This is a genomic window from Rubrivirga sp., from assembly GCF_965213695.1.
GTDB lineage: Bacteria > Bacteroidota > Rhodothermia > Rhodothermales > Rubricoccaceae > Rubrivirga.
In genome coordinates this window covers 4,006,097-4,019,794 of record NZ_OZ243912.1, presented here as the reverse complement: position 1 = coordinate 4,019,794, position 13,698 = coordinate 4,006,097, and the positions used below count along the sequence as shown (strand labels likewise).

The 13,698-nt window shown below is 69.8% G+C and carries 9 protein-coding genes; 7 read left to right on the top strand and 2 right to left on the bottom strand.

Annotation, left to right across the window (positions count from 1 at the left end; translation table 11 throughout):
* Positions 1-71: 71 nt before the first annotated feature.
* Complete coding sequence (locus tag ACOOHE_RS17725) at positions 72-2,285, top strand: penicillin acylase family protein (protein WP_420455422.1); 2,214 nt, start codon at positions 72-74, stop codon at positions 2,283-2,285.
* 72 nt (positions 2,286-2,357) lie between these two features.
* Here ACOOHE_RS17725 and ACOOHE_RS17720 read toward each other — a convergent pair whose 3' ends face one another.
* Positions 2,358-3,944: a M28 family peptidase gene (locus ACOOHE_RS17720; RefSeq protein WP_420455421.1), complete on the bottom strand. Its 1,587-nt coding sequence runs from the start codon at positions 3,942-3,944 to the stop codon at positions 2,358-2,360.
* 463 nt (positions 3,945-4,407) lie between these two features.
* Between ACOOHE_RS17720 and ACOOHE_RS17715 the strand changes: the two genes are divergently transcribed.
* Positions 4,408-8,901 carry a T9SS type A sorting domain-containing protein gene (locus tag ACOOHE_RS17715; RefSeq protein ID WP_420455420.1) on the top strand — a complete coding sequence of 1,498 codons (4,494 nt, stop codon included), beginning with the start codon at positions 4,408-4,410 and terminating at the stop codon, positions 8,899-8,901.
* Positions 8,902-9,088: 187 nt separating this feature from the next.
* Here the strand turns inward: ACOOHE_RS17715 and ACOOHE_RS17710 are convergent, their stop codons facing one another.
* Positions 9,089-10,009: a DUF58 domain-containing protein gene (locus tag ACOOHE_RS17710; RefSeq protein WP_420455419.1), complete on the bottom strand. Its 921-nt coding sequence runs from the start codon at positions 10,007-10,009 to the stop codon at positions 9,089-9,091.
* 80 nt (positions 10,010-10,089) lie between these two features.
* Here ACOOHE_RS17710 and ACOOHE_RS17705 point away from each other — a divergent pair, with 80 nt between their 5' ends.
* The 5 genes from ACOOHE_RS17705 to ACOOHE_RS17685 are packed head-to-tail and all read left to right on the top strand — an operon-like array spanning position 10,090 to position 13,698.
* A complete protein-coding gene (locus ACOOHE_RS17705; protein WP_420455418.1) occupies positions 10,090-10,608 on the top strand; it encodes a hypothetical protein in 519 nt (172 codons plus the stop codon).
* 40 nt (positions 10,609-10,648) lie between these two features.
* Positions 10,649-11,221 carry a bifunctional pyr operon transcriptional regulator/uracil phosphoribosyltransferase PyrR gene (gene pyrR, locus ACOOHE_RS17700; protein ID WP_420455417.1) on the top strand — a complete coding sequence of 191 codons (573 nt, stop codon included), beginning with the start codon at positions 10,649-10,651 and terminating at the stop codon, positions 11,219-11,221.
* Positions 11,222-11,240: 19 nt separating this feature from the next.
* Complete coding sequence (locus ACOOHE_RS17695) at positions 11,241-12,290, top strand: aspartate carbamoyltransferase catalytic subunit (RefSeq protein ID WP_420455416.1); 1,050 nt, start codon at positions 11,241-11,243, stop codon at positions 12,288-12,290.
* On the top strand, positions 12,287-13,228 hold the full coding sequence (locus ACOOHE_RS17690) for a polysaccharide deacetylase family protein (RefSeq protein WP_420455415.1): 942 nt from the start codon (positions 12,287-12,289) through the stop codon (positions 13,226-13,228). Before ACOOHE_RS17695 ends, ACOOHE_RS17690 begins: the two co-directional genes overlap by 4 nt.
* The gene (locus tag ACOOHE_RS17685; protein ID WP_420455414.1) at positions 13,225-13,698 is read left to right on the top strand and encodes an ATP-dependent zinc protease; all 474 of its coding nucleotides are present in this window, start codon (positions 13,225-13,227) and stop codon (positions 13,696-13,698) included. Before ACOOHE_RS17690 ends, ACOOHE_RS17685 begins: the two co-directional genes overlap by 4 nt.

The following is a 13,698-nucleotide window of genomic DNA, read 5'->3' as shown; positions in this document are numbered from 1 at the left end:
AACGCAGGGGGTCCGAGCCCGCACGCGCTCGCCTTCTGCCGTGCATCAACGTTCCCCACCTTTTCCTCCCCATGCCCCTTCGCGCCTCTCTCCTGGCCGCCGCCCTGGCGGTCCCCCTCGTCGCCACCGCCCAAACCGCGACCGACGTCACGCTCACCGACGCCGACGGCACCGAGGTCGCCATCGACCGCGACGACTACGGCGTCCCCCACATCACCGGCGACACCGAGGCCGCCGTCTTCTTCGGCCAGGGCTTCGCGACCGGCCAGGACCGGCTGTTCCAGCTCGAGACGTTCTGGCGGACGGCGACCGGCCGGCTCGCCGAGCTCCAGGGCCCGTCCGCGCTGGCGCAGGACCAGGGCATCCGCACGGTCTACTACACGCCGGCCGAGCGGGCGGACCAGTTCGACGACCTCTCGCCGCGGCTCCAGACCATGATCTCGTCCTACGTCGACGGGGTCAACGCCTACATCGACTCGACGGCCTCGAACCCGGCGGCGTACCTCCCGGCCGAGTACGCCGCCGGCGGGTTTCAGCCCGAGCCGTACACGGTCGACAAGGCGATGGCCGTGATGCAGTTCTTTATCCGCCGGTTCGGCGAGATCGGGGGGAGCGAGCTGACGCGGCTGGCCGAGCTCCAGGCGAATGGCTCGGACTGGTTCGAGGCCAACCGGCCCGTCAACGACCCGACGGCGTCGGTGACGATCGAGGCCGAGAGCCAGGCGCCGCCGCCGGCCGGCGTCCGCTACGACGGCCCGGCCGTCGACCCGGCCGTGGCCGCCGAGGTCGAGCGCCGGCGGGACGCGCTGACGGCGTCGCTCATCGCGAACGGCGTGCCCCACACGTTCGGCTCGTTCGCCGCCGTCATCTCCGGCGCGATGTCGGAGTCGGGCAACGTGCTGCTGCTCGGCGCGCCCCAGATGGGCCAGCCGCGCGTCGACGCGAAGGCGGTCACGGCCGAGTACGAATTGCTCGTCGGGTCGCCCGAGGGCGACGGGCTCCACGTGGCCGGCATGAGCGTGCCCGGCATCCCCGGCGTCATCATCGGGCGGACGCGCGGGCGGACGTGGACGTTCACGACCGGGTTCACCGACAACACCGACACGTTCACCCTGACGCTCGGCCCGCCGACGGCCCAAGGCATCCCCACCTACCTCTACAACGGCGAGCTCCGCCCGGCCCAGCCCGTGACCTCGACGATCAACGTGCGCGGGGGCGACCCGGTGACGTACACCAGCTTCCGCTCGGTTCACGGGCCGGTCTACTCGCTCGACGCCGCGAACGGCCGGGCCTACTCCTATAAGTACGCCTTCGCCGGCCAGGAGCTCGAGATGGCCGAGGCCCTGCTCGACGCCTGGGACGCGACCTCCATCGACGGCTTCCGCGCCGCCGCCGCGCGCATCCCGGTCTCGTTCAACATGTTCTACGCCGACCAGGAGCAGAACATCGCGTTCTGGCACGTCGGCCAGTACCCGGTCCGCCCGGGCGACGCCGACCCCCGGCTCCCGCTCGCCGGCGACGGCTCCCAAGAGTGGGTCGGGCTGACCGAGTTTGCGCAGCAGCCGCAGTCGGAGAACCCGGCGCAGGGCTACTTCGCCAACTGGAATAACAAGCCGGTCGCGTGGTGGAACCAGGGCGACAACGTCTCGTGGGCCTCGACCGCGCCGGGCCGCACGCGGACCTACGACGGCGTCGAGGCGCTGAAGGACCACCTCGAATCGGTCGGCGCGGTCTCGTTCGAGGAGCTCCAGGAGCTCACGCGCGTCGTCCGCACGAACGCGAAGTACCCGGAGTACCCGGCGACCTACCAGCAGGTCGTCGAGTTCTCGGCGTTCGGGAGCTACGCCGAGAACGTGATCCCGCCGGGCCAGAGCGGGTTCGTCAACGCCCAGGGCGTCCCGAGCGCCAACTTCGCCGACCAGTGGCCGCTCTACCAGTCGTCGGCCGGGGAGGGCGAGATCGAGATGAAGCCGTTCACGTTCATCGGTGCCGTCGACGTGGCCGAGGAGTCGGGCCCGGACGTGGCCGTCGGCCTCGGCCTGCCGTTCCCCAACCCGACGGCGGGCGCGGCCACCGTCGCGCTCCGGCTCGACGCCGCAGTCGGCGTCGACGTGTCCGTGTTCGACGCGCTCGGCCGCCGAGTGGCCGTGGCCACGTCGGGCCTGCTGCCGGCCGGCGAGCACGCCGTCCGCCTCGACACCGCGCGGCTCGCCCCCGGCGTCTACGTGGTCCGCGTGGTGGCCGGCGACGCGGTCCAGTCACGCCGCTTGGTCGTGACGCGCTGACGTCCTCGACAGAACGAAGGTGGCCCCGCTCCGACCGATCGAAGCGGGGCCACCTTCTACGAACGACGCCGATTAGTTGAACCCGAGGCCGGAGACCGCCGGGCGCTCGTCGCGGTTGGCGAGCTCCCAGGCCGTCCCGAAGATCAACCGGCCGATCCGGGCCATCCGGTCGTAGTCGATCTTGTCGGCGCTGTCGCCGACGCCGTGGTAGTCCTCGTGCGTGCCGGTGAAGTAGAAGATGAACGGCACGTCGTGCTTCCCGAAGTTCCAGTGGTCACTCCGGCGGAAAAACTGGTTGGGGTCGTCGGGGCTGTTGAACCGGTCGGAGAGCAGGAGGCCCTGGCCGGTCGTCTCGTTGACGGCCGCGTTCCAGTCCGAAATGTCTCGGCTGATAAGGTCGCCGCCGATGATGTAGACGTAGTCCGTCGTCTCGAACCCGCGCTCGGGGTCATACCGGCCGATCATGTCGATGTTGAGGTTGGCGACCGTGTTCTCCATCGGGACGAGCGGTTGGCGGTCGGCGTAGTACTCCGACCCGAGCAGGCCCTTCTCCTCGCCCGAGACGTGGAGGAACAGGACCGAGCGGCGTGGGCCGTGGCCGTCCTCCTTGGCGCGCTGGAACGCCTCGGCGATCTCCAGGATGGTGACCGTGCCCGAGCCGTCGTCGTCGGCGCCGTTGTAGATCGCGTCCTCGCCGGTCCCGTGGTCGCCAACGTGGTCGAGGTGGGCCGAGACGACGACGAACTCGTCTTTGAGGACCGGGTCCGAGCCCTCGATGAAGGCCACCACGTTCTCGGACATCACCTCGGCGGTCTCGTACTCGGCCTCGACGGCCAGCGTCAGCCCGGTGTCGCCGAGAGCGGGGGCGCCGTCGGCCTCGATGTCGATGTCGGCCGCGGCGACGAGCCTGTCGAGCATCTCGCGCGAGGTGAACAGGATCGGGGGGAGGCCACCCGTCTCGGCATCGTCGTCGGTGTCGAGGGCGGGCAGCGCGAGCCGCCCGGCCCCCAGTGCCGACTGGGCCTGGCCGGCGAGCCCAGCCGCGTCGGGCGCCGTCGCCAGGATGGCGGCCCGGCCGCCAGCGGCCTGGACCGCCGAGAGCGCCGCGCGCGTGGCGCCTTGGTTGGCGCCGGGCGTCATCACCACGTAGGCGTCGTCAAGGTCGAGACCGGAGAGGTCGGTCCCGTCACCGGCGTGGACGAGCCGGGCCGGCGTCGCGTCCGAGACCTCGCCGTAGGCCGGGACGAGCTGGGCGTCGGTCGCGCCGGCCTCGAGTACGCTCGACACGACGGGCGTCCCGCTCTGCTCGACGCGGGCCGCCAACCGCCGGAGCGTTTTCTGCTCGAGCGCGAACGGCTGGAGGTAGCCGTCGAGGGCGTACGGCCCGGCCGCCGTGCCGGTCCCCCGGGCCGGGACCCCCATCGTGGCGTACGCGCCGGCAAGGTATCGCGCGGCGAACCGCTGCCCGGGCTGGCCGGTCTCGCGGCCCCGCAGATAGTCGTCGGCGTAGACGTAGAGGTGGCCGGCGAGCTCGGCGGGCGTGATGGTGGCCTGGTAGCGCCCGACGAGGTCGGGGTCGGACAAGGCGGTCGGGGTCTGGGCCTGCGACGGTGCGGCCAGGGCGAGCAGTGTGGCTGCGGCCACCGAGAGGAGTCTCATGAGCGTTAAAGAAGGAGCGTTAAAGGAGGGAGGACAGGGGGAACGGTCGCTCCAGGAACCTACGTGCGCACGCTGCGCACCTTCTGCGCAGTTGGCTCGGTTGCCATCCGGAGAAATACCCTGTAGTGTGGAGAGTGTGTGGGATCGGGCCCGTCCTGTAGGGAAATCGGGGGAGGGCTATACCTTCGGCATTCGAATTGCACAGACCGCGAGGGATGTGCGCTGGGCCGGACGCGGCCCCACGAAAGAAGGCGGTTCTATCCCGCCCGTCTCTGGGCTGCCGAGCCCCTTGTGGGGAGACCTATTCCCCCCTTAGAGACGCGTTCTGTACGGTATCTTCAGACGGTGCGCCTATCTTCAACTGCGTACGGGCCCCCGGGTCCGTAAGCTTAGGACAGGCGCTCCCCCAGGTGCGACTCACTAGGTGCGACTCAGCATACCCCCCCTCACTCCTCCTCACACCATGACGAGTACGTCTACTCTCAGAACTGGGCTCTCCCGGTTCGTTAATCACCTGGCCGCGCTGGCCCTCCTGCTCGTTGTAGCGGGGGGCGCGTCCGCGCAGTCGACCATCTTCGTCGACGCGAACGGCGGCGACGACGGCAACAACGGCCAGCAGCCGACGGTCAACTCCGGCGTCAACGGCCCGGTCCGGACCCTCGGCCGCGCGCTCCAGATCGCCCGCACCGACGGGGCTGGCAACACGATCTCGATCGAGGCCGGCGACTACAACGCCGACATCGACGTCGAGAACGCTGGCAACTCCTCGGCCCTCAACAACCTCACGTTCCTCGCCCGGCCCGACCAGGCCGGCAACACCGAGGTCGAGCTCGACGTCAACGGCGGCGAGTTCCTGACGGCCGTCTCGGGCTTCACCTTCGCCCGCCAGGGCGCGGGCATGTTCACGTTCACCGGTGGCGGCGACGTCGACTTCCAGAGCGGCTCGGTCGCCTTCGGCAGCGGCATCGTCACCTTCAGCGACGTCGACACGGTCGAGCAGACGAACGCGAGCGTCACGGGCACCGTCGTGTACAACTCCGCCGACCTCCCGGACACCATCCGGTTCAACGGCAACGACTCGACGACCCAGGGCACGCTCCTCCCGGCGTCGCTCGACATCGCCAGCGGATCGCTGCTGATCGACATCGCGCTCGGCTCGACGGCCACCTCGCCCAACGACAACTCCCGGACGTTCACCATCGGCACGGCGGGCCTCACGCTCGGCGACGACGGCGGTAGCATCGAGCTCCGCGTCCGCGACGGCAACATGGTCGCCGGCACGATCACCACGGTCGACGGCAACGGCGCCGACGGGACGGGCAACGTCGTGATCGACGGCGAGGGCTCCATCGGGACCCTCATCGTGGCCGGTGCTCGGACCATCTTCAGCCTCCAGGAGGCCGACCAGTCGGACACCGACGCCGACAACCAGGCCGGCACGGTCCTGGTCCAGTCGGGCCAGTTCGTCCTCCCGAACGAGGACCCCTCGGGCGCCGGTGACATCGAGCGGTTCACGGTCGGTGGCGACTTCGTCCAGTCTGGCGGTGAGGTCATCGCCCAGGACACCGAGGACACGATCCTGGTGGTCAAGGGCAACTTCCGCCGGACCTCGAACGTGGCCGGCAACTTCTCGCCGACCAACGTCTACCTCGAGGGGACGACGGACGCCGAGTTCGCGCCGGGCACCAACCTGACGATCAACGCCCTCCACATCAACGCGACGGGCAACACGGCCACCCAGACCAAGATGGTGACGTTCCTCCAGGACATCACCGTCACCTCCGACGCTCAGGGGACCAACGGGGTCGACAACATCATCGCGTTCATCGTGACGAACGACGCCGAGGTCGACCTCAACGGCAACCTCGTCAACATCACGAACAACGGTGAGTCGATCGTCGACGGGACCGTCTCCGACTCGGACAACAGCGGCGCTGTCCGCTTCACCAACGGCGGTGTCGCGAGCGGCACGGGCGTCTACAGCTCGATCCTGGTCTCCGGGCCGTCGATCGACGCCGAGGACGAGTTCCAGTTCACGGGCGCGCTGATCCTGCTCGACGGCGGGATCGACATCGCCGGCGATGTGTCCCCGCTCGGCCCGGACGCTTCGGTCATCGTGAACATCGCGGCGAACAACGACCCCCAGATCACGGGCTCGTTCAACGACGACGAGGTCGAGTACAACCTGGTCTACCAGGACTCGGAGGCCACGAGCGGCATGAGCCAGACCGACGGCACGTTCGAGGCCGGGACGGAGTTCGACACGGACTTTATCCGGGACCTCACCGTCGACATCACGAACGCGGTCGTCAACGTGGACAACGCCGAGGACGGCACGATCTCCGGCAACGTCATCGTCCGGAACGGCAACCTGTCCAACGGCGGCGCGGTCGAGACGGCCACGCTCCGGTTCAACGACGACCAGGACATCGTCGTCCTGGGCTCGACGACGATCGAGGACAACGCGATCCTCGACCTCGACGACGACGCCACGTACGCCGTCTCGACGGCGAACAACGTGCTCGACGGCACGATCACCGGCGACGACACCGGGCTGCTCCTCCTGCGTGACGGTGCCACCATCACCGGCACTCAGACCACGGTCTCGGCCGAGGACAACACGCCGGCTCGGGCGGCTCAGTCGGAGTCGCGGATCGACGCCGACATCCGGCTGAACAACGACGCCTCGGCGTCGCTGCTCCAGATCCGCGTGATCACCGGCGACATCTTCGACCAGGCCACGGGCACCGGCGACGCCGGCACCCTCACGCTCGGCCTCGTCCCCGACGACGCCGACGTCGACGACCAGCGGTTCACGAAGGACCGGGCCGGGAACGTCAACGGGAACGTCAACCTCGACTTCTCGACGCTCGCCCTCGCTTCGGACGTCCAGTTCACGGAGGACGACGGGACCATCACGATCTCGACGCTCAACACGAACACGTTCACGTTCTTCACCGAGACGACGGCCGACGGCGACAACGACGACGGCCCGAACCGCCTCGAGCTCAAGAACGACGTTCAGGGCACGGGCGCCGTCTGGCCCAGCTCCGACCTCACCATCGTCCGCCTGGGCAATGCGCCCCAGACGCTGACGATCCCGGTGTTCCACCCGGGCGACGACGAGACGGACGACATCACGGTCGCCTCGAACATCCGGGTCACCAACGTGCTCCGGATCACGGGCAACCTCGACGCCGAGACCGAGGACACGGGTAGCATCGACTACGCCGTGATCCTCGAAGGGGTCGATGGCTCCGTCCCGACGCTGATCCTCGACGAGGACTACAGCATCGAGAACGACGGCAGCGGTGGCGAGCCGACCGACGGCGACCGCGAGCTCGTGATCAACGGGCCCATCAACCTGACGATCAACGAGTCCGACGACGTCAACCCGTACACGGACCTCGTCGTCCTGGCGACCCAGAACGTCCAGACGCTCACGGTCAACAACCAGGCTCAGCTGAGCGACGAGGACGCGACCTACACGGTCGCCTCGTTCGTGACCTCGGCCGCGACGAGCGCCGGCGACGGCGACTTCAACGACCCGATCACGGGTGACGAGCCGGGTCAGCTCGACCTCAACTCGAACAGCCTCTCGGTGACGGGTGACGTCACGCTGGGCTCGGACGGTGCCGTCTTCAACACGGCGGCCGGCAACGGCCGGCGCGTGTTCGCCGGTGGCCAGGCCAACCCGGACTTCTCGACGTTCTCCTTCATCGGTAGCAACGATGCGACCCTGTCGGTGACGCCGAACGAGAACACGGGTGTGACCACCTTCGGTGACGGCGTCGACCTCCGCATTGCGAAGGACTCGACGACGACCGAGGTGACCCTCACGGGTGGCTCGCTCGTCTTCGACGACGACTTCGACGGGTTCGGCTTCGACGACGAGACCCTCGTCCTCGAGCAGGGCACGTTCGTGGCCGGCGACTCGGAGAACCCGAACGAGATCTACATCCGCCTGGACCACAACAACTCCCTCGTGGGCTCGCAGACGTCCGACAACGGACAGGGCTTCGTGTTCGTCCCGACGAACACGCAGTTCCCGGAGGCCTACATCGAAGGGAACGTCCGCAAGCGGATCTTCTCGGACCCGAGCGACGACACGGGTGACACGACTCCCGGCCGCGTCGTCTACCCCGTCGGTTCGTCCGACGGGTCGGGCGAGGGCTACGCCGAGTTCGTGCTCGACTTCGAGAGCATCGCTCAGGACCAGTCGTTCGGCCTCCGCAGCGTGACCGTCGCGTTCGTTGACGAGACGCCCAGTGGGACGCTCGGCCTCCCGATCACCCGTGCCAACGGCACGACGATGATCAGCGAGCCCGGCAACTTCTACTGGCTCGTCACCTCGAACCCGAGCCTCGGTCAGAGCACGCGGTTCAACGTCGAGGCCCGCTACGACGGCTTCGAGCTGGAGTCGGCGACCAACGACGAGACGCCGACGGCGATCAGCGAGCTGACGCTCATCCGCCGCCAGTTCGGCGACGAGATGACCAACCCGTTCACGCTCGTCAGCGAGACGTACGACAGCTTCCTGCTCCAGGACGACGGCGACGACAGGGACCCGGTGGTGATCGCGGCGAACGCTCAGGCGTTCCTCGGTCCCCAGGGCACCATCTTCACCTACGGCCTCGACGCGGGCAACCGCGCCACGGACAACGGTGGGGACGTCCCGACGGCGTTCGCGCTCAACGGCAACATGCCCAACCCGTTCAGCGCCCGTACGGCCATCAGCTTCGACCTCCCCGAGGCCGCTGAGGTGTCCGTCGAGGTGTACGACGTGATGGGTCGCCGCGTGATTAGCATCGACAACGGTGCCATGACCGCCGGTGCCGACCAGCGTGTCGAGATCGACGGTCGGGGCCTCGCCTCGGGCGTCTACGTCTACCGCGTCAACGTGGTGGGTGCGTCCGAGACCTGGACCCGGAGCGGCCAGATCACGCTCGCTCGCTAAGGGCTCGCCCTTACCGACAGGCCTCGCGGGGCCCCGGTGCGCAAGCGCCGGGGCCCCGCGTCTGTTTGGAGGTCTGAGGGCAGACCCATCCACCCCGGGCGACTCGGGCGTTCGGAGGCCAGCGGGGGAGCAGAGCCCGAGCCCGACAGACGTCTCCTATGAATGCCACTGCAACGGCGGGAGGCCTCTAGTACAGCCGTCGCCGCTTGTCGAGATAGGCGCGCAGGGCGTCCGCGTAGGGGCGGGCGGTGTCGAGCAGCTCGTAGTCCACGCCGGACTCGCGGCACGCACGGCGGACGGACGCGACGAACGCCGACGACGCCTCCCGGTACCCCTCGCGGACCTGAGCCGGCTGCAACGTCCGCTCCTCGCCCGTTTCGAGATCGCGGACGCGGACGGGGCGGTCGTCGAAGTCGAACCGCTGCTCGGTCGCCGCGTCGAGCACGTGGAACACGATGACCTCGTGGCCTCGGTGGCGCAGGTGCTTCAGCGCGCGGATCGTGTCGTCGGCGCCCGCCGCCGACTCGAACAGGTCGCTCACGACGACGACCAAGGCGCGGCGCGGGATGCGCTCGGCGATGTCCTGGAGCGCCGCCGCCGCGTTCGTGTGCGCCTGCCCGTCCGCCCCCGTGGCCATCCGGGACAACCTCGCCAGCAGCGACCGGACGTGGCTCCGCGTCGACTTCGGGGGGACGACCGTGTGGACGTCGCGGTCGAACGCAACGAGGCCCGTCGCATCGCGCTGGCGCGCCATCAGCACGTGGAGCGCGCCCGCCAGCGTCGCCCCGTATTCGAGCTTCGAGACGCCCGCGTGGCCGGCGTACTGCATCGACGCCGACGTGTCGAGCGCCACGTAGTGGCGGAGGTTCGTCTCCTCCTCGTAGCGCTTGACGACGAGCCGGTCGCTCCGCCCGTACACCTTCCAGTCGACGTGGCGGAGCGGGTCGCCGGGGTTGTAGGCGCGGTGCTCGGCGAACTCGACGGAGAACCCGTGGTAGGGGCTCTTGTGCAGGCCCGTGATGAACCCCTCAACGACGGTGCGAGCACGCAGCTCGAACGACTCGATCTGAGCGAGCTCGGCAGGGGAGAGGAGGGACGCATCGGCCATGAGGCCAGGGTACGTCGGGGAGAAGGCCCAGGTGCCGGCTCCGGCTTTGGGGGCCGCCGGCTCTCGCCGATACGCCCCCGGTGGCAACGCTCGCGCTCCCGTCGAGGCACGTGGTCGCGCCGTACCTGCTGGGGGTGGCGCTGCTGCCGCTGTGCGCCCTGTTCGCGTTCGGCGAGACCACGTACGACCCGCATCCGCTGGTGCTGCTGGTCCACTCGTTCGACCTCATCGTCCACGAGGCGGGGCACTTTTTCTTCCGGTTCTTCGGGCGGACGCTGGAGATCGCCGGCGGCTCCATCTTACAGCTCGCGTTGCCCGCCCTCTTCGTCTACCAGGGCGTGTATTGGGGCCATCGCGTTGGGACGCAACTGTCGCTGCTCCTGCTCGGGCAGAACTTCGTCGACGTCTCGATCTACGCGGCCGACGCGCAGACCCGGGCGCTGCCGCTGCTCGGTGGCGACCGGGTGCTCCACGACTGGCACACGCTCCTGAGCCGGCTCGGGCTGTTGGAGGCGACGCCCGTCGTCGCGGGCACGCTCTACGCGCTCGCGTTCGTCGCATGGGCGCTGATGCTGCTCACCCCGCGCTGGGTCGCGTAGTCCGCCGGCTCTCGTGGAGGCGCGGCGGTAGCTTCCGGCCATGCCGCCCTCGGACCCGGTCAAGGCCCACCTGCTCGACGCCGCCGACGTGGCGCGAACGCTCGACCGTCTGGCCCGCCAGGTCGTCGAGGAGCTCGACGACGACGCTGGGCCCGCCGACCGGCTCGCGCTCGTCGGGATGCAGACGCGGGGCGTCCACCTCGCGCGGAGGCTCCGGGACCGGATCGAGCGGATCGAGGGCGTCCGGCTCCCGTTCGGCGTTCTCGACGCCACGTTCTACCGCGACGACGTCGGGCTCGGGACCGGCCGCCCGGCGCCGGTCGTCCAGCCGACCGACATCCCGTTCTCGCTCGACGGCCGCCGGCTCGTGCTCGTCGACGACGTCGTGTACACCGGGCGGACGACGCGGGCCGCGCTCGACGCGCTCGTCGACATGGGCCGGCCGGCCAGCGTCCGCCTCCTGGCGTTCGTCGACCGGGGCCTGCGCGAGCTTCCCGTCGCCCCGGACTACGTCGGCCGCCACGTGCCGACGGCGCCCGGCGAGCTCGTCCGCGTCCGGCTCGAGGAGGAAGACGGCGAGGACGGCGTGTGGCTCGTTTCGAGGGGTACGTGAGGTACGAGGTACACGGACCATGACGCTTCCCACCCCCTCCGACCCGACGGTACCCGGTACCCCGTACCCCGTACCTGCGGATTCCTTGCGCCACCGCCACCTCCTCGGCCTGGCGGACTACGCGCCCGACGAGATCCGACTCATCCTGCAAACCGCGCGGGCCTTCCGCGAGGTGCTCGACCGGCGGATTCGGAGCGTCCCGTCGTTGCGCGGCGTGACCTGCTGCAACCTGTTCTTCGAGAACTCGACCCGGACGCGGCTGTCGTTCGAGCTGGCCGAAAAGCGGCTCTCGGCCGACGTCATGAACTTCTCCGCCAGCGGGTCGAGCGTGTCGAAGGGCGAGACGCTCAAGGACACGGCCCGCAACATCGAGGCGATGAAGGTGGACCTGGCCGTCATCCGCCACCGCTCGGCCGGCGCCGCCCACTTCCTCACCCGGTGCATCGACGGGATCGTCGTCAACGCCGGCGACGGGCAGCACGAGCACCCGACGCAGGCGCTCCTGGACGCGCTCACCATGTCGGACTTGGCCGTGCCGGGCCGCGACGGGCTGGCCGGTTTCGACTTCCGCGGGCTCAACGTCACCATCCTGGGCGACATCGCCCACAGCCGCGTCGCCCGGTCCAACGTCTACGGGCTGACGGCGCTCGGCGCCCACGTCACGCTGTGCGGCCCACGCACGATGATGCCGGCCGAGGTCGAGGCCGCGCTCGACGGCCGCGACGTGACCGTCACCGACCGCCTCGACGTTGCGCTCGACGGCTGCGACGTGGCGATGGCGCTCCGCATCCAGCTCGAACGCCAGGGCGACGAGATCGGACTCACGCCGTCGCTGCGGGAGTACCACACGATGTACGGCGTCCGCCCGGAGCACCTCGACCAGAACCCGGACCTCTGGGTGATGCACCCGGGCCCGGTCAACCGCGGCGTCGAACTGGCCGGCGAGGTCGTTGACTCGGACCGGTCGGTGATTTTGGATCAGGTCACGAACGGGGTCGCCGTTCGGATGGCGGTCCTCTATCTGCTCGCCGGCGCCGACACGTTCACCGACGCCGAGCCCGGATCGTGACCCGCCTCCTTCTCATCGCAGCCGTGACGGTGGCCTCCGCGTGCGCGCAGGAGGCGCCCGCGCCAGAACCGGCCGCCGAGCGGACGATGGCCGTCACCATCGACGACCTCCCCTTCGTCGGGCTCGGGGGCGACCTCGCCCACCAGCAGCGCGTCACGCGCGACTTGCTGGCCCAGATCGCCGCGGCGGGCGTCCCGGTCACCGGCTTCGTCAACGAGGGGAAGCTCGATGTCGAGGGCGAGCGCCGAGCGCGAACCGCGCTCGTGCAGGCGTGGGTCGACGCCGGGCTCGACTTGGGCAACCACACGCGCGACCACCCGTCGCTGTTCGACACGCCGCTGGCGGCGTTCCAGGACCAGGTCCGCCGGGGCGCCCCGATCACGAACCGGCTGCTCGCGGCCCGCGGCGACTCGGTCCGCTACTTCCGGCACCCGTACCTCAACACCGGGCCGGACCTGGAGACGAAGCGGGCGTTCGAGGCGTGGCTGGTCGGCGAGGGCTACACCGTCGCCCCGGTCACGCACGACAACGCCGAGTACGTCTACGCCCGCGCCTACGACCGCGCGGCGGGCGACCAAGCCTTGCAGGCGAGGATCGCCGACGCCTACGTCGCCTACATGGACACGACGGCCGGCTACTACGAGGCGCTCGGCCGCGACCTGTTCGGCCGCGAGATCGCTCACGTCTTGCTGATCCACGCGAACGCCCTCAACGCCGACCACCTCGGCGCGCTGCTGGCGATGTTCGAGCGGCGCGGCTACGGCTTCGTCTCGCTCGACCGCGCCCTGGCCGACCCGGTCTACCAGTCGGACGACACCTACGCCGGTCGTGCGGGGATCTCGTGGCTCCAGCGGTGGGCCCTCACCCGGGGCCTCCCGTTCGGATCGGAGCCGCCCGTGGATCCGTGGGTGGAGGACGTGGCGTACCCCGAGCCATGAGCAAGAAACCAACGGTCGTCGGCTGGCGGGAGTGGGTGGCGTTCCCCGAGATCGGCCTGCCCGCCGTCCGCTGCAAGGTGGACACGGGCGCGGCGACGTCGGCGCTCCACGCCCACGACGTCGAGATCGTCACGCGCGACGGCGAGCACTGGGCGCGGTTCGTGGTCCACCCGTTCTTCCGCCGGCACGAGGGGCTGGCGGTCACGTGCGAGGCGCCCGTGATCGACGAGCGGGACGTGACGTCGTCGAGCGGCCACGTCGAGGCCCGCGTCGTGATCGGCGTCATGTTCCGGCTCGGGCTCAAGGCCGACGCGCCCGAGTGGCCCATCGAGGTCACGCTCACCGACCGCCGCCAGATGCGCTTCCCCATGCTCTTGGGCCGCGAGGCCATGGCCGGCCGCGTCTTGGTCGACTCCGGCGCCTCCTTCCGCCTAGGCCGCCCCGACCACCCCGGGGCGTTTTACGAGTAG